Annotated in this window: 9 protein-coding genes; 6 read left to right on the forward strand and 3 right to left on the reverse strand. The window is 65.4% G+C overall.

Annotation, left to right across the window (positions count from 1 at the left end):
• Window positions 1-9 precede the first annotated feature (9 nt).
• Genes H3H45_RS06090 through H3H45_RS06100 form a run of 3 tightly spaced genes read left to right on the forward strand, consistent with a single transcriptional unit; the run spans window position 10 to window position 9,229 of the window.
• On the forward strand, window positions 10-7,713 hold the full coding sequence (locus H3H45_RS06090) for an Hpt domain-containing protein (RefSeq protein WP_182833137.1): 7,704 nt from the start codon (window positions 10-12) through the stop codon (window positions 7,711-7,713).
• A complete protein-coding gene (locus H3H45_RS06095; protein WP_182832816.1) occupies window positions 7,706-8,728 on the forward strand; it encodes a chemotaxis protein CheB in 1,023 nt (340 codons plus the stop codon). The genes H3H45_RS06090 and H3H45_RS06095 overlap by 8 nt, the downstream gene beginning before the upstream one ends.
• A gap of 30 nt (window positions 8,729-8,758) precedes the next feature.
• Entirely contained in the window at window positions 8,759-9,229 is a 471-nt protein-coding gene (locus tag H3H45_RS06100) for a chemotaxis protein CheW (protein ID WP_182832817.1), read from the forward strand.
• Between the two features lie 92 nt (window positions 9,230-9,321).
• On the opposite strand, the gene H3H45_RS06105 is transcribed toward H3H45_RS06100, so the two are convergent.
• Together H3H45_RS06105 and H3H45_RS06110 are read right to left on the reverse strand one after the other, a co-directional pair.
• Window positions 9,322-10,041 carry a 16S rRNA (uracil(1498)-N(3))-methyltransferase gene (locus tag H3H45_RS06105; protein ID WP_182832818.1) on the reverse strand — a complete coding sequence of 240 codons (720 nt, stop codon included), beginning with the start codon at window positions 10,039-10,041 and terminating at the stop codon, window positions 9,322-9,324.
• 128 nt (window positions 10,042-10,169) lie between these two features.
• Entirely contained in the window at window positions 10,170-11,576 is a 1,407-nt protein-coding gene (locus H3H45_RS06110) for an adenosylmethionine--8-amino-7-oxononanoate transaminase (protein WP_182832819.1), read from the reverse strand.
• A gap of 153 nt (window positions 11,577-11,729) precedes the next feature.
• Here H3H45_RS06110 and H3H45_RS06115 point away from each other — a divergent pair, with 153 nt between their 5' ends.
• From H3H45_RS06115 to H3H45_RS06125, 3 genes are all read left to right on the forward strand, one after another.
• Window positions 11,730-13,208, forward strand: coding sequence for a flavin monoamine oxidase family protein (locus H3H45_RS06115; RefSeq protein ID WP_182832820.1), 1,479 nt, complete (start codon window positions 11,730-11,732; stop codon window positions 13,206-13,208).
• Window positions 13,209-13,429: 221 nt separating this feature from the next.
• Window positions 13,430-13,984, forward strand: coding sequence for a cytochrome b (locus H3H45_RS06120; protein ID WP_182832821.1), 555 nt, complete (start codon window positions 13,430-13,432; stop codon window positions 13,982-13,984).
• A 24-nt stretch (window positions 13,985-14,008) separates the two neighbouring features.
• Window positions 14,009-14,584: a YceI family protein gene (locus tag H3H45_RS06125; protein WP_182832822.1), complete on the forward strand. Its 576-nt coding sequence runs from the start codon at window positions 14,009-14,011 to the stop codon at window positions 14,582-14,584.
• 343 nt (window positions 14,585-14,927) lie between these two features.
• On the opposite strand, the gene H3H45_RS06130 is transcribed toward H3H45_RS06125, so the two are convergent.
• The gene (locus tag H3H45_RS06130) at window positions 14,928-16,805 is read right to left on the reverse strand and encodes a DEAD/DEAH box helicase (protein ID WP_182832823.1); all 1,878 of its coding nucleotides are present in this window, start codon (window positions 16,803-16,805) and stop codon (window positions 14,928-14,930) included.
• Between the last annotated feature and the right edge of the window lie 73 nt (window positions 16,806-16,878).

Genomic DNA, 16,878 nt, shown 5'->3' on the forward strand with positions numbered 1-16,878 from the left:
GGAGTCGGTATGGGTGATCGGCACGACTATGTCGCCCTGGAGTGGGTCAAAGGCGAAATCGCGGAAACGCTGAAGCAGGCCCGCCAGGCCCTGGAGGCGTTCGTCGAGAACCCGCAGGACCCGACGCGCATGCGTTTCTGCCTGACCTATGTGCACCAGGTGCATGGCACCCTGCAGATGGTCGAGTTCTACGGCGCAGCCCTGCTCGCCGAGGAGATGGAGCAGCTCGCCCAGGCCTTGATGGAAGGCCGCGTGAGCAACCAGGGCGAGGCTCTGGAAGTGCTGATGCAGGCCATCCTGCAGTTGCCGGTGTACCTGGAGCGGATCCAGAGTGCGCGCCGCGATCTGCCGATGGTGGTGCTACCGCTGCTCAACGACCTGCGCGCCGCGCGCGGCGAGAAGCTGCTGTCGGAAACCAGCCTGTTTTCCCCGGACCTGTCCGGTCGCCAGCCAGCCCTGTCCCACGACTCTCTCGACAAACTGCGCACCGCCGAGTTGCCGGTTCTGCTGCGCAAACTGCGGCAGATGCTGCAGATGGCCCTGGTCGGGGTCATCCGCAACCAGGATCTGGCCACTAACCTGGGCTACATGGCGCGGGTTTTCGCGCGCCTGGAAAGCCTGTGCAAGGATGCCCCGCTCGGCCCGTTGTGGCAGATCGCTTCCGGCATGGTCGAAGGCCTGGCCAATGGCAGCGTGGCCAATGGCGCCTCGGTGCGCACTCTGCTGCGCCAGGTCGACAAGGAGCTCAAGCGCCTGCTCGAACAGGGTGCCGATGGTATCAACCAGGCCGCGCCGGATGACCTGGCCAAGAACCTGCTGTTCTATGTGGCCAAGGCTCCCGCGCAATCGCCGCGCATTCGGGCCCTGAAAGATCAATACCGCCTTGACGACGCGCTGCCGGACAGCGAAGTGGTCGACGAGGAGCGCGCCCGTCTGGCCGGCCCCGACCGTGACGCCATGCGTTCGGTGGTTGCCGCCCTGTGCGAAGAGCTTGTACGGGTCAAGGACAGCCTCGACCTGTTCGTGCGCAGTGATCGCAAGCAGGTGGCCGAGCTCGATGGCCTGCTGGCGCCGCTCAAGCAGATCGCTGACACCCTGGCGGTGCTCGGCTTTGGCCAGCCGCGCAAGGTGATCGTCGACCAGCTCGACGTGGTACATGGTCTTTCCGTCGGCCAGCGCGAACCCAGCGATGCCGTGCTGATGGATGTCGCCGGTGCCCTGCTGTATGTCGAAGCGACCCTGGCTGGCATGGTCGGTCCGTCCGATGATCGTCAGGGCGAGCAGAGCCATCTGCCGACCACCGATGTGGCGCAGATCCACCAGTTGGTGATCAAGGAAGCGCGTACCGGGCTGGAACAGGCCAAGGACGCCATCATCGAGTTCATCGCCTCGCAGTGGAACCATGAGCACCTGGCCCGTGTGCCGGAACTGCTGACCCAGGTTCGTGGTGGCCTGGCGATGATTCCGCTGACCCGCGCCGCCGCGCTGCTGCAAGCCTGCAACCGCTATATCCAGGAACAGTTGCTGGCGCGCAAGGCCGTGCCCAACTGGCAGAACCTCGATACCCTGGCCGACGCCATCACCAGCGTCGAGTACTACCTCGAGCGCCTGGCCGAAGACCACGCGACCCAGGGTGACCTGATCCTCGATGTGGCCGAAGAAAGTCTCGACAGCCTCGGCTACCCGCTCAAGGAAAAACCGTCGATCCTCGATCGTGTCGAGCCGGTGGCAGAAACCTTTGCTCCCCTGGCCGATCCGCTGCACGACATCGATGTGCTGTCCGCCGAAGAACCACAGGCTGTTGTCGCGCCCGAGCCGGTGTTGCAGTTGGCCGAGGTGGAGTCGCTCGATCTCGAGCCGCTTAGCGATGCCGCGTCCTTCAACCTGGACGAACTGAGCAGCGAGTTCGCCGCGCTCGAACAACCGGCTAGCGATACCGAGTTGCTGGTAACCGACGACAACTGGAGTCTGGGTGAAGCCGACAGCGCCGATCTGGGCGCCGGCATCGACCTCAGCCTGGATGCGCCGCTGGAGCTGACCGAGCCGGACGTGCTCGCTGAATTGCCCAGTCTGGAGCTTGCCGAGCTGCAGCCCGAGGCCAGTGAGCCGGTTGCCGCGGACAGCGATCTGCAACTGGAAGAATTGAACCTCGACGAAATCGGTGACGAGCCGCTCAGCTGGGACACGGCGGAAATCGCCGAACTGGACCTGCCGGAAGTCGAGCTGTCGAACGAACCGTTCGCCGTCGAAGTCCCTGCTCCGCTGGTCGACAAGCCAATGTCGATGGCCGATGTGATGGCTGCTCCGGTGCAGGCGATCAACCCGCCCGCCCAGGACGTGCCACCCAGCCTGTTGCCGCCGCCCGCTGACGAAGAGCCGGTGGATGAGGAACTGCTGGAAGTCTTCGTCGAGGAAGTCGGCGAAGTGCTGGAAACCATTGGCGAGTACTTGCCGCAGTGGTGTGCCGACACCACCGACAAGGATGCCCTGACGGAAATTCGCCGGGCCTTTCACACCCTCAAGGGCAGCGGCCGCATGGTGCGTGCCCTGGTCATCGGTGAACTGGGCTGGTCGATCGAAAACCTGCTCAACCGCGTGCTTGACCGCAGTATCGAGGCCAATGCGCCGGTGCAGCAGGTGGTCAAGGATGTGGTCGCACTGATGCCGGCCCTGGTCGAAGAATTCGCTGCTCACGCCCAACGTCAGCGCGACGATGTCGACCTGCTAGCCGCTACCGCCCACGCCCTGGCGCGCGGTCAGCAGCCGCCACCAAGCGGCCCTGGTTCGGCGCCCAGCGTCGAGAGCGAGTTGCCGGCTGTCGAGGTGGTGGAAAGCGAGGTCGAGCCGGATCCTGTGGTGCCGCCTATCCAGACGGCTCTCGTTGAGCTGGACGAGGCCCTGGACCCGCAGCTGCTGGATATTTTCCGCAATGAAGCGGAGACCCACCTGGATGCCCTGGTCGGCTTTCTTGCCGACTGCGCCCAGGAACTGCCGCAGCCGGTCACCGACGATCTGCAGCGTGCCCTGCACACCCTCAAGGGCAGTGCGTACATGGCCGGCATCCTGCCGATCGCCGAGATCGCCACGCCGCTGGAAAAACTGGCCAAGGAATTCAAGGCCAACCTGATCCCCATGGATCTGGCCGAAGCCGAATTGCTGCACCGGGCCGAACAACTGTTCCGTGCTGGCCTGGAGCAGCTGGAAAGCCACCCGTTGGCGCCGATCCCTGGTGCTGCAGAGCTGCTGGCGGATGTACACAAGCTGCATCAGGAACGCCTGGATACGGCCGATCAAGCGCGCCACGACGAACAGGGTGAGACCCGCGATCCACAGCTGATCTCCATCTTCCTCGCCGAAGGCATGGATATCCTGCTGGATGCCGAGGATCTGTTGCGCAAATGGCGCGAACATCCGAGTGAGCAGCAAGAGCTCAGCGCCTTGCTGGAAGAGTTGACCACCCTCGGTCGTGGCGCCGAAATGGCTGAGCTGCCGCAGATCGACGAGCTGTGCCAGGCCCTTCTGGCCCTCTACCAGGCCGCCCAGGAAGGTCGTCTGGCGATCAGCGAGCGCTTCTTCAGTGAAGCCGAGGCTGCCCATGAAGTGCTGATCGGCATGATGGATCAGGTGGCTGCCGGCCTGCAGGTCAGCACCCAGCCCGAACGGGTCGAGGCGCTGCAAGCGTTGCTCGCTGAGTACATCGACCCGGCTGCCCTGGCGCTGCTGGAGCCTGAGGCCGCTGCCAGCCTGGAGATTACCGAACTTGAAAGTACCGAGCTGGATACACCGCTAATAGATGAAGTCGCGCCGGTAGTAGACAGCGCAGAGCTCGAGCCGCCGGTTGCGTTCAGCGAGCCGGCACCGCTGTTCGATGAGCCCGTGCCAGTCAGCAGCGGCATGCCGGAAGATATCGACGAAGAAATGGTCGAAATCTTCCTCGAAGAAGCCGTGGATATTCTGGAAAGTGCCGGCCAGGCCTTGGATCGCTGGTTGGGCGAGCCGGACAATAGCCTGGCGCTGTCTTCCCTGCAGCGCGACCTGCACACCCTCAAGGGCGGCGCGCGGATGGCCGAGATTCGCGCCATCGGTGACCTGGCTCATGAGCTGGAATCGCTCTACGAAGGCCTGGTTGACCGGCGCTTCAGCTACTCGCCCTACCTGGCCAGCCTGCTGCAGCAGAGCCACGACCGCCTGGCCGTATTGCTCGAACAGCTGCAGGGCAACCGTCCGCTGGCCGATTCCACTGCGTTGATCGAAGCGATCCGCAGTTTCCGCCAGGGTGGTGTTGCGCCGAGCTTGTCCGCTGCTGCGGTGGCCGTGCAGCCTGATTTCGAAGCCGAAGCCGAAGCCGAAGCCGAAGCCGAAGCCCTGCCTGAGCTGCAAGTGGAAGAGCAAGCGGTCGAGCTGAGTCAGGTCGATAGCCCGCAGGTCAGTAAGCTGGCCGAGTCTGCGGAAATGGACCTGGCCGAACTGGCCGATGTGCAGTTCACCGCGCCTCAGCTGGACGATTCGTCCGCGCCGGCCAATGACGAGTGGGTGAATACCGCTGTCGAGACCGCTCCCTTTGTGGTCGAAGAGCCGCATCTGGAAGACCTGCCCAATCTCAGCAACAGCGAATGGTCGCTGGAGGGTGCCCTGCCAGAACTGGGCAGCGAGCCGTTGCCGGCTGAGTCCGCGCCTGTCGAAGACCTCGCCGCGACCGAACTGCCGGTCGATGCCTGGGCGCCGGATGACAGCGCCATGCTCAGCGAGCCGTCAGCCAGCGAAGAAATTCTGGATCTGCCGGCCGACGTCGAAGTGGCGCCAGTCGATGATTGGGCCATGGCCGAATTGCCTGCGTTCGAAAGCACTGAGCTACCCGTCGAGCCGCCGGCGGTCGTTGCCCCACCGAGTGTGGTGGAGGATGAGCGCGATCCGGAGCTGGTGGAAATCTTCCTCGAGGAAGGTTTCGATATCATCGAGAGTGCCGGCGGTGCGCTGCAGCGCTGGATGGAAGATGTCGACAACACCCTCGAAGTCGAGGCCCTGCAACGCGACCTGCACACCCTCAAGGGCGGTGCGCGGATGGCCGAGATTCGTGAAATCGGCGACCTAGCCCACGAGCTGGAGTTCCTCTACGAAGGCGTCGGCGATGGTCGCCTGCGCGCCGGCACTGATCTGTTCGGCCTGCTCCAGGCCTGCCACGATCGCCTGGCAGAAATGCTCGAAGCGGTACGTGACCACCGCGCGGTGCCGGATGGCGAGGCGCTGATCGCCACCATCAAGCAGTTTCGCGCCAACCCCGCCGAGCAGCTGAATATTCCCTCCAGCGTGCACCTGCAACCGGTGGTGGAAGAAGACTCCGCCGCCGAAGCCGAGATTCTCGATATCTTCCTCGAGGAAGGTGACGACCTGCTGGAGGCCATGGAAGCCGCCCTCGGCCGCTGGGAAAGCAATCGCGAAGACGGCAGCGCCATCGATGAGCTGCTGCGCATTCTGCACACCCTCAAGGGCGGTGCGCGGCTGGCCGGGCAGAAGGTCCTCGGTGACCTCAGCCACGACCTCGAACAGCACCTGACCGAGGCGCAGAAGCAGGGCGCGCCCTGGCCGGAAAGCTTGTTCCTCGATGTGCAGTCCGGCTTCGAGGGGCTGCAGGCGGCACTCGACCAATTGCGCAAGCGCTTGGACGACAGCCAAACCGCCGAAGTGCCGGCCGCGCCGCTCACCGCCCCTGAGCCGAGCACCCTGGCGCCGACCCCGGTGGCCTTGAGCACACCGCTGGTGGCCGCCAGCAGCAAGCCGCAGGCGCAGCAGCAGGTCAAGGTGCTGCCGTTCGTCGAGCGCGCCGCCGAAGCTGCCGCTCGCGTCGCCGCCCAGCGCGCGCCGCAGGAGCTGGTCAAGGTGCCGGCTGAGTTGCTCGAAGGCCTGGTCAACCTGGCCGGTGAGACCTCGATCTTCCGCGGTCGGGTCGAACAGCAGGTCAGCGACTTCGGTTTCACCCTCGGCGAGATGGAAGCCACCATCGAGCGGGTGCGCGACCAGTTGCGCCGCCTCGATATCGAAACCCAGGCACAGATCCTCAGCCGCTACCAGGCCGAGGCTGAGCGTGCCGGCTACGAAGATTTCGACCCGCTGGAAATGGACCGCCACTCGCAGCTGCAGCAGCTGTCGCGGGCGCTGTTCGAGTCGGCCTCCGACTTGCTTGACCTGAAGGAAACCCTGGCCACGCGTAACCGCGATGCCGAGACCCTGCTGCTGCAGCAGGCGCGGGTCAACACCGAACTGCAGGAAGGCCTGATGCGCACCCGCATGGTGCCGTTCGACCGCCTGGTGCCGCGCCTGCGCCGCATCGTCCGCCAGGTGGCGTCCGAACTGGGCAAGCAGGTCGAATTCCATGTCGGCAACGCCGAAGGCGAGATGGACCGTACCGTTCTGGAACGCATCGTCGCGCCGCTGGAACACATGCTGCGCAACGCCGTCGACCACGGTATCGAGCCGGCCGACAAGCGTCGTGCCAATGGCAAGCCGGAGGTCGGCAACATTCGTCTGAGCCTGGGCCGCGAGGGTGGCGACATCCTCCTGACCCTGGCCGACGACGGTGGTGGCATCCGCCTCGAAGCGGTACGCCGCAAGGCCATCGAACGCGGCCTGATGGACGCCGACTCCGACCTCAGCGACCACGAGATCCTGCAGTTCATCCTCGAGGCCGGTTTCTCCACGGCCGAGAAGGTCACGCAGATTTCCGGGCGTGGCGTCGGCATGGACGTGGTGCACTCCGAGGTCAAGCAGCTCGGCGGCTCGATGAGCATCGAGTCGACCGTGGGCGAGGGCACCCGGTTCCTGATCCGCCTGCCGTTCACCGTGTCGGTCAACCGCGCGCTGATGGTGCTCTCCGGCGAAGACCTGTACGCCATCCCGCTGAACACCATCGAAGGTATCGTGCGCGTCTCGCCGTACGAGCTGGAGGCCTACTACGCGCCGGATGCGCCGCGCTTCGAGTACGCCGGTCAGGCCTACGAACTGAAGTACCTCGGCGACCTGCTGAACAACGGCCAGCAGCCCAAGCTGATCGGCCAGAGCCTGCCGCTGCCGGTGATCCTGGTGCGCTCCAGCGAACACGCCGTGGCGGTGCAGGTTGACAGCCTGGCCGGCTCGCGCGAAATCGTGGTGAAGAGCCTCGGCGTGCAGTTCGCCGCGGTGCACGGCATCTCCGGTGCGACCATCCTCGGTGACGGCCGCGTGGTGGTGATTCTCGACCTGCTGGCGACCATCCGCGTGCGTCATGCGCACTTGCTCGGTCAGCTGCAGCAACCGCGTCTGGCCAGCCATGTGCCGCAGACCGCCGCGGAAATCGAAGCCGAACGGCCGACCCTGGTCATGGTGGTCGACGACTCGGTCACCGTGCGCAAGGTCACCAGCCGCCTGCTCGAACGTAACGGCATGAACGTACTGACGGCCAAGGACGGCGTTGACGCCATCGCCCAGCTGCAGGAACACAAGCCGGAAATCATGCTGCTGGACATCGAAATGCCGCGCATGGACGGTTTCGAAGTCGCCACCCTGGTGCGCCACGACGAACGCCTCAAGGACCTGCCGATCATCATGATCACCTCGCGTACCGGTGAAAAACACCGTGAGCGGGCCATGGCGATTGGTGTCAACGAATACCTGGGCAAGCCGTACCAGGAATCCGATCTGCTCGAAAACATCCAGAAGTTGGTCAAGCGCCATGAGTGAGACTCGCACAGCTGCAAGGATTGCCGTGATTGCCGATACCTCGCTGCAGCGCCATGTGCTGCAGCAGGCGTTGTCCGGCAATGGATACCACGTGGTGCTCAACAGCGACCCGGCCCGTCTGGACGAGGAGGCCCTGGCGGCTTGCGAGCCGGACCTTTGGCTGGTCGACCTGGCGCAGTCGGAGGACTCGCCGCTGGTCGATAACCTGCTCGAGCGCTCCAATGCGCCGGTGCTGTTTGGCGAAGGGCATGCCCCTGAGCGTCATTCGGAGAACTACCCGCGCTGGGAGCGCAGCCTGTTCGGCAAGCTCAAGCGCCTGGTCGGTGACCCAGCTCAGGCTATTGGCCCGGGCCTCGAAGCCCTGCTTGCTGAGGCGCAGCGTCCCGGTCGCCTGGAGCTGCCCGCCGCCCTGGCCGATACCCCGCTGGTGGCCGGTGAACCGGCCCGCCAGGTCTGGTTGCTGGCGGCCTCGCTGGGTGGTCCCGAAGCGGTCAAGGCCTTCCTCGACGCCTTGCCCGGCGGCTTGCCGATCGGCTTCGTCTATGCCCAGCACATCGGTGCCAGTTTCGAAACCGCGCTGCCGCAGGCCGTTGGCCGCCACAGCCAGTGGCACGTCAATCCGGTACGCCACGGCGACCCGATCCGCTGCGGCGAGGTGGTCGTGGCGCCGGTATCCCACGAGCTGGGCTTTGCCGACAACGGCGCCATGCAGGTCACTGACCGCGCCTGGCCGGAACCCTACAGCCCCTCCATCGACCAGATGATGCTCAACCTGGCCCAGCACTTCGCCGGTAACTGCGGCGTGATCGCCTTCAGCGGCATGGGTAGCGACGGCAGTGCCGCCGCGGCCTATGTCCGCCGCCAGGGTGGTGCAATCTGGACCCAGCGCGCCGACAGCTGTGCCTGCCCGAGCATGCCAGACAGCCTGCGCGAGGGTGGCTACAGCGTACACAGCGGCGATCCGCGCGAGCTGGCCGAAGCGCTGGTGAACCACCTGGCCAAACAGTGCGCCTGACGCATGCTGCGCCTTTGTAAGGATTGATCGATGAGCCAAGCCGTTACTACCGCCAATAGCACCAGCAACCTAACCGCCCTGCTGGTGCCCCTGGCCGATCGCACCCTGATGCTGCCCAACGTGGCGCTGGCGGAGCTGATTCCCTACCGGGCGCCGCAGATCACGCCGGGCCTGCCGGCTTGGTTCCTCGGTCAGATCGCCTGGCGCGACCTGCAATTGCCACTGCTGTCGTTCGAGGCCGCCTCCAATGGCCAACCGCAGATCGGCCCCGGTGTGCGGGTGGCAGTGCTCAACGCCCTTGGTGGGCGTGATCAGGTCAAGTTCATCGCCCTGCTGGTGCAGGGGATCCCGCGCTCGCTGAAGGTTGATGGCCACCTGGCCCGGGCCAATGAAACGCTGGCGCCGCTGGAGCTGGATGCGGTGCAGCTCGGCGAGGCGGTGGTGAAGATCCCCGACCTGATCGGCCTGGAGCAGAAGTTGGCAGATGCCGGATTGATCTGAGCTGTGCCGCTATCGAAAAAGCCCGCTTCGGCGGGCTTTTTTGTGGCGTGGTAGTTGAGGCCGTGCGCCCGGCGGGGGCCGTGCTATCCGCCTTAGAAATCGCCCCACAGCTGCTGCGCCACGCTCAGTGCCACCACCGGCGCGGTCTCGGTACGTAGCACCCGTGGACCGAGGCGGGCGGCGTGGAAGCCGGCGGCCTTGGCCTGTTCCACTTCGGCGTCGCTGAGGCCGCCTTCCGGGCCGATCAGAAAGGCCAGGGTCGTCGGTTTGGCATGGCTGGCCAGTGGTTCGGCGACCGGATGCAGCACCAGCTTGAGGTCGGCGTCGCTCTGTTGCAGCCAGTCGGCGAGGAGCACCGGTGAGTGGATCAGCGGTACGACCGAGCGGCCACATTGCTCGCAGGCGCTGATTGCCACCTGGCGCCAGTGGGCCAGGCGCTTGTCGGCGCGCTCGTCTTTCAGGCGTACTTCGCAGCGTTCGGAGACGATCGGGGTGATCACCGCCGCGCCCAGCTCGGTGGCCTTCTGGATCGCCCAGTCCATGCGTTCACCACGTGACAGGCCCTGGCCCAGATGCACGCGTAGCGCGGACTCCGGCTGCCCGGCGAACTGTTCGCGCAGCTCGACCCGCACGTTCTTCTTGCCCACTTCGATCAGCTCGCCGAGGTACTCCTGGCCGCTGCCGTCGAACAGCTGCACGGCATCGCCCACGGCGTGGCGCAAGACGCGACCGATGTAATGCGCCTGGGTTTCCGGCAGCTCGTGCTGGCCGAGGGAGAGCGGGGCGTCGATAAAGAAGCGGGATAGGCGCATGGGCGAGAACCTGGGACAGAGGCGCGAATTTTAGCGGCGCGGTCTGGGTAGGGGTAGAGTGGACGGCGCTTTATCCGTTCACCCATCTGGCAGCTCGGTGGATGAGCTGCGCGTCATCCACCCCAGGCTCAGCCCGGATCGCGGTGGTTGGGGTAGCGGTCGCTGGCCACGCTGACGCGCGTCGACTGGCGAGTAGCGATATCGATGCCTTCCGTAGCAACCTCGGCCAGGAAGTCGATCTGCTCCGGGGTGATCACATAAGGCGGCAGGAAGTACACCACGCTGCCGAGCGGGCGCAGCAGGGCGCCGCGGCCGAGGGCGTGCTGGTAGACCTGCATGCCGCGGCGCTCCTGCCAGGGGTAGGCGGTCTTGCTCGCCTTGTCCTGGACCATCTCGATGGCCAGGGCCATGCCGGTCTGGCGTACTTCGGCCACATGCGGATGCTCGACCAGATGCGCGGTGGCGCTGGCCATGCGTGCGCTCAATGCCTTGTTGGTCTCGATCACGTTGTCGCTCTCGAAGATATCCAGGGTTGCCAGGGCGGCGGCGCAGGCCAGCGGGTTGCCGGTGTAGGTATGCGAGTGGAGGAAGGCGCGCAGGGTGGCGTAGTCGTCGTAGAAGGCGGCGTAGACCTTGTCGGTGGTCAGCACCGCGGCCATCGGCAGGTAGCCGCCGGTCAGCGCCTTGGACAGCACCAGGAAGTCCGGGGTAATGCCGGCCTGCTCGCAGGCGAACATCGTCCCGGTGCGGCCGAAGCCGACGGCGATCTCGTCGTGGATCAGGTGCACGCCATAGCGGTCGCAGGCTTCGCGCAGCAGGCTGAGGTAGATCGGGTGATACATGCGCATGCCGCCGGCGCCCTGGATCAGCGGCTCGACGATCACCGCGGCGACTTCGTGGGCATGCTCGGCCAGGGTCTGCTCCATGGCGGCGAACATGTTGCGCGAGTGTTCTTCCCAGCCCATGCCCTCGGGGCGCAGGTAGCAGTCCGGGCTCGGCACCTTGATGGTGTCGAGCAGCAGCGCCTTGTAGGTGTCGGTGAACAGCGCCACGTCGCCCACCGACATGGCCGCCACGGTTTCGCCGTGGTAGCTGTTGCTCAGGGTGACGAAGCGTTTCTTGCCGGGCTGGCCGCTGTTGAGCCAGTAGTGGTGGCTCATCTTCAGCGCCACTTCGATGCCGGAGGAGCCGTTGTCGGCGTAGAACACTTTGTTCAGCCCGGCCGGGGTGATCTGCACCAGGCGCTCGGACAGCTCGATCACCGGCGCATGGCTGAAACCGGCGAGCATCACGTGTTCGAGGTTATCCAGCTGGTCGCGGATGCGCTGGTTGATCCGCGGGTTGCCGTGGCCGAACACGTTGACCCACCAGGAGCTGACCGCGTCGAGGTAGCGCTTGCCGTCGAAGTCCTCCAGCCACACGCCATCGCCGCGTTTGATCGGAATCAGCGGCAGGCGCTCGTGATCCTTCATCTGCGTGCAGGGGTGCCAGAGCACGGCCAGGTCGCGCTGCATCCACTCGGCATTCAGGCTCATTGCGGGGTCTCCTTCTTCGGGACGGCAAGCCTAGCAGATGCTGTTTGCGCACTGTTGCTGGAAGTGCAAGCACCCTTCAGCGGATACGTCTGGCCCGCCGCTGGGGCCTGACGTATCCTGCGCGCCCTCGTTCTGGCCCCAGGGATTTTCCGCATGTCCGCAGTCTGGTTGCGCGCTTCCGCACTCATAGTTTTAGCCGTCTTCAGCAGTCTGGCGCTGGGCAAGGACAAGCAGCCCACGGCCATCGTGGTCGGTGGCGGCCTGGCCGGCCTGACCGCCGCCGTTGAGCTGCAGGACAAGGGCTGGCAGGTCACCGTACTGGAGGCCAAGCCGAGCATCGGCGGGCGCTCCGGCCTGGCCAGCAGCGAGTGGCTGGGCAGCGCCAAGCTGCAGCCGGCGCTGCATGCCTATCTCGAACGCTTCAAGATCAAGGCCGTGCCGGCACCGGACTACGTGCGTGCGCCGGGCTACCTGATCAATGGCCATTACCAGTCTGCCGCCGACCTGGCCAAGAGCTCGCCGAGCACCGGCGAAGCCCTGGCACGTTTCGACCAGAGCCTGGATGACCTGGCCGCCTCCATCGAAGACCCGCTCAACCCGCTGGCCAGCCACACCCTGAAAAGCCTGGACGCAATGACCGCCGCGCGCTGGCTGGACAAGCTGGCGCTGCCGCCGACCGCGCGGGCCCTGGTCGACCAACGCATTCGCTCGCGCTACGACGAGCCGTCGCGGCTGTCGCTGCTCTACCTGGCCCAGCAGGCGCGGGTCTATCGCGGCCTGCCGGATGCCGAGCTGCGCGCCGCGCGTCTGCCCGGCGGTAGCCAGGTGCTGGCGCTGGCCCTGGCCAAGCAGCTCAAGCAGGTGAAGACCAATGCGCGGGTTTCGGCCATCGTCCAGGAGCAGGGCAAGGTCACCGTCAAGGTCGGCGCCACCGGTTACAGCGCCGACTACGTGGTGCTCGCCGTGCCGCTGCCGGCGCTCGCCAAGATCAGCCTGACGCCGACGCTGACCGCGCTGCAGCACAAGGCGCTGAAAGACATCAACTACGGTTGGCGCGACCAGATGCTGCTCAAGTTCAAGAAACCGGTGTGGGGCAAGGCGCGCCTGTCCGGCGAGATCTTCAGCGACAAGGGCCTGGGCATGCTGTGGGTCGAGCCGGCGGCGAAAGGCGGGGCCAACCTGCTGATCAACCTGTCCGGTGACAACGCCCGCCTGCTCAATGCCTTTGGCGACCGGCAGATGGTTGACCAGGTGCTGATTCGCTTCGACGAACACTACCCCGGCGCGCGCGAGCAGTTCAGCGGCTACGAGCTGCGCCGCTACGGCAAGGACTCACTGATTGGCGGTGCCTACCTGGCTTACGGCCCTGGCGAGATCAGCCAGTACTGGCGCCTGTGGGAACAGCCGCTGGGCCGCGTGCTGTTCGCTGGCGAGCACAGCGATGCGCTCTATCCGGGCACCCTCGAAGGTGCCCTGCGCAGTGGCCAGCGCGCCGCCAGCCAGGCGGTCGAGCTGCAGGCCGGCAAGACCATTACCGTGCCAGGGCAGGCCACCAAGCCTGCTGCGCCAAGCACGCCTGCGGCCAAGCAGGACAAGAAGCCCGGCTTCTTTGCACGCCTGTTTGGTGGGTAAACGCATAGCCCGGATTGCATCCGGGCTATGCCGCCTGTCTATGGTGTAGCGCCGTTCAGGCGCTGCCCGCTGAACGTTGCGGCCTCGCGGCGGACTAATTCGAGCCTGGCCGCATCCGTATTAACTATCTATTTACTCGATATTTCGAAGCGAAATTTTCCGCTTTAAATCGATGGATTTGCCGCTAGGCTTGCTCAATCGCTTTTCACGGACGTTTCGCAATGCAATGGCGCAATTCGAGTTCCCGCTATGGCCTGGTCAGCATCCTGCTGCACTGGGTCGTTGCCCTCGTGGTGTTCGGCCTGTTCGGCCTGGGCCTGTGGATGGTCGGCCTGGACTACTACAGCAGCTGGTATCGCACCGCTCCCGACCTGCATAAGAGCATCGGCCTGACCCTCTTCGCCCTGATGCTGGCCCGCCTGCTGTGGCGTTTGCTCAGCCCGCCACCGGCGGCGCCGAGCAACCACGGCAAGCTGACCCGCCTGGCATCCAAGCTCGGCCATGCCGCGCTGTACCTTGGTCTGTTCGTGCTGATGCTCTCCGGCTACCTGATCTCCACTGCCGATGGCCGTGGCATCAGCGTGTTCGGCCTGTTCGAGATTCCGGCGACCTTGACCAGCATTCCCGACCAGGCCGATATCGCCGGCCTGGTGCATGAATACCTCGCCTGGGGGCTGGTGATCTTCGCCGGCCTGCACGCCCTGGCGGCCCTCAAACACCACTTCATCGACCGTGATGCGACGCTCATGCGCATGCTCGGTCGTGCCAGCAAGTAACCTAACCCACAAGGAGACTGAACAATGCTCAAGCAATCCCTCGCCGCCCTCACCCTGGGCGCCGCCCTGTTCGCCGGCCAGGCCATGGCCGCCGACTACGCCATCGACAAGCAAGGTCAGCACGCCTTCATCAACTTCAAGATCAGCCACCTGGGCTACAGCTGGCTGTACGGCACCTTCAAGGACTTCGACGGCAGCTTCAGCTTCGACGCCAAGGCGCCGGAAGCGAGCAAGGTCAATGTCAGCATCAACACCGCCAGCATCGACTCCAACCACGCCGAGCGTGACAAGCACCTGCGCAGCGGCGACTTCCTCAACGTCGAGAAAAACCCCACCGCGACCTTCGCCTCCACTTCGGTCAAATCGACCGGCGAAGGCACGGCCGACATCACCGGCAACCTGACCCTCAACGGCGTGACCAAACCGGTGGTGATCAAGGCCAAGTTCCTCGGCGAAGGCAGCGACCCATGGGGCGGCTACCGTGCCGGCTTCGAAGGCAGCACCACGCTCAAGCTGAAGGACTTCGACATCCAGAAGGACCTCGGCCCGGCTTCCCAGGAAGTCGAGCTGATCCTGTCCGTCGAAGGCGTACGCGAGTAATCCGCCGCGGATTTGCTGCGCGTCGGCCAGGCTGTGTTGAACGTGCGTTCGGACTGCTCATTTACACCACGTAAACTCCGCGTCCTCGCCCAATTGCGCCTTGCCTGGCTCTAGCTCGCGAAACCCGTGATCAGTTGTGAGTTTGCAGAAACGAAAAAGCCGGCTTAGCGCCGGCTTTTTCATGGGCAGGTGAAACGCATCAGAGCCTTTTTAGGATCTTTTGAGCTAGAGCCAGGCAAGGCGCAATTGGGCGAGGACGCGGAGTTTACGAGCTGTAAATGAGCAGCCCGAGCCCAATTGCAACGCAGCATGGCCGACGATCAAGAGATCCTAGGCAGGTTCTTTATTCCTGCTCGGATTTGCGCGTAAGCAATGCCGGCTTCTCGCCGCGCGGACGGCTGGCAGCCAGGCTGTCCAGCTGCTCCGGCGTCGGCAGGCGCTCACCCTTGCGGATGATCAGTGGCTGCTTGGTCTGCACGGCAGGCTCCTGGCGCTCCTGGCGCACGTCATCGCGACGTGGACCACCAGCACCGCGGCCCTGGCCGGAGCCGTTACGGCCCTGGCCTTGCGGGCGTTGGCCGCTCTTCGGCTTGCCGCTGCCTTGGCCACCAGCGCCACCCTGGCGTTGTCCCTGGCCCTGACCTTGCGGTTTGCCCTGGCCACGGCCCTGCGCGGGTTGGCCCGGCTGGCCACCGCGACGCGGGTTGGCGCGCCCTTGCGGTTTGGCCGGCACGGGTACGTAGTCCGCGCGGTTGCCAAAGTTGTCGAACTCGTCGTCGAGGAATTCTTCCGGATCACGATTCGGCGGCGGCGTCAGCGGCGCTTTCGGCTCGCGGGTGGCGCGCGGTTCGCGCTGCTCACGCGGAGCACGCGGCTCGCGGCCCTGGCGCGGTTGCTGCTCGCCGCCGCTGGCCTGGCCTTGCGGCTTGAGGCGGTCGCGGCGGTTGTTCGAGCGCTTTTCCTTTTCCACGGCGGCGCCTTCCGGCTTCTTCGCCTCGTGGCGCGGGCGATCGGCGCGCGGCTGGCGCTCCGGGCGCGGGCCGCGCACTTCGGGTTTTTCCACTTCGACGGTGGACGGATCGAAGCCCATGGTGTTGCCGTCGGGGATGCGCTGCTTGGTCATCCGCTCGATGCCCTTGAGCAGCTTCTCCTCGTCCGGCGCCACCAGCGAGATCGCCTCGCCGCTACGCCCGGCACGGCCGGTACGGCCGATGCGGTGCACGTAGTCTTCCTCGACGTTGGGCAGCTCGAAGTTGACCACGTGCGGCAGCTGGTCGATATCCAGGCCGCGGGCGGCGATATCGGTGGCGACCAGGATGCGTACTTCGCCGGCCTTGAAGTCGGCCAGGGCCTTGGTGCGGGCGTTCTGGCTCTTGTTGCCGTGGATCGCCACAGCCGGCAGGCCGTGCTTGTCGAGGTACTCGGCCAGGCGGTTGGCGCCGTGCTTGGTGCGGGTGAACACCAGCACCTGCTCCCATGCGCCCTGGGTGATCAGGTGGGCGAGCAGGGCGCGCTTGTGGCTGGCCGGCAGGCGGAAGATGCGCTGTTCGATGCGCTCTACCGTGGTGTTCGGCGGGGTGACTTCGATGCGTTCCGGGTTGTGCAGCAGCTTGCCGGCGAGGTCGGTGATGTCCTTGGAGAAGGTCGCCGAGAACAGCAGGTTCTGCCGCTGCGCGGGCAGCTTGGCGAGGACCTTCTTCACGTCATGGATGAAGCCCATGTCGAGCATGCGGTCGGCTTCGTCGAGGACGAGGATTTCCACGTGGGACAGGTCGATGGCGCGCTGGTTGGCCAGGTCGAGCAGGCGACCAGGGCAGGCAACCAGGACGTCAACGCCCTTGGCCAGGGCCTGCACCTGCGGGTTCATGCCAACGCCGCCGAAGATGCAGGCGCTGACGAAATGCAAATCACGGGCATACAGCTTGAAGCTGTCGTGCACCTGGGCGGCCAGTTCGCGGGTGGGGGTCAGTACCAGCACGCGCGGTTGTTTGGGGCCGTGGCGCTGTTCGCGGTCCGGGTGACCGTTGGGGAACAGGCGCTCGAGGATCGGCAGGGCGAACCCGCCGGTTTTACCCGTACCCGTCTGAGCCGCCACCATCAGGTCGCGACCTTGCAACGCGGCGGGAATGGCCCGCTGTTGCACCGGTGTGGGTTGGGTGTAGCCGGCGGCTTCGACCGCACGGACTAAAGCCTCGGAGAGACCGAGGGAGGCAAAGGACATGTGAAATCCTGTCTAGTGAGGGCGAAGCCCTATGGGGGTGTATTGCCTGGCTTGAATCACGGCACTGGGGCGC

Source organism: Aquipseudomonas guryensis (genome assembly GCF_014164785.1).
In the GTDB taxonomy this organism is placed as follows: Bacteria; Pseudomonadota; Gammaproteobacteria; order Pseudomonadales; family Pseudomonadaceae; genus Aquipseudomonas; species Aquipseudomonas guryensis.

Excerpts from the sequence above, each read along its gene's own strand:
- H3H45_RS06090 (WP_182833137.1), top strand. The coding sequence starts at position 10 with ATGGGTGATCGGCACGACTATGTCGCCCTGGAGTGGGTCAAAGGCGAA.
- H3H45_RS06095 (WP_182832816.1), top strand. The coding sequence starts at position 7,706 with ATGAGTGAGACTCGCACAGCTGCAAGGATTGCCGTGATTGCCGATACC.
- H3H45_RS06100 (WP_182832817.1), top strand. The coding sequence starts at position 8,759 with ATGAGCCAAGCCGTTACTACCGCCAATAGCACCAGCAACCTAACCGCC.
- H3H45_RS06105 (WP_182832818.1), bottom strand. The coding sequence starts at position 10,041 with ATGCGCCTATCCCGCTTCTTTATCGACGCCCCGCTCTCCCTCGGCCAG.
- H3H45_RS06110 (WP_182832819.1), bottom strand. The coding sequence starts at position 11,576 with ATGAGCCTGAATGCCGAGTGGATGCAGCGCGACCTGGCCGTGCTCTGG.
- H3H45_RS06115 (WP_182832820.1), top strand. The coding sequence starts at position 11,730 with ATGTCCGCAGTCTGGTTGCGCGCTTCCGCACTCATAGTTTTAGCCGTC.
- H3H45_RS06120 (WP_182832821.1), top strand. The coding sequence starts at position 13,430 with ATGCAATGGCGCAATTCGAGTTCCCGCTATGGCCTGGTCAGCATCCTG.
- H3H45_RS06125 (WP_182832822.1), top strand. The coding sequence starts at position 14,009 with ATGCTCAAGCAATCCCTCGCCGCCCTCACCCTGGGCGCCGCCCTGTTC.
- H3H45_RS06130 (WP_182832823.1), bottom strand. The coding sequence starts at position 16,805 with ATGTCCTTTGCCTCCCTCGGTCTCTCCGAGGCTTTAGTCCGTGCGGTC.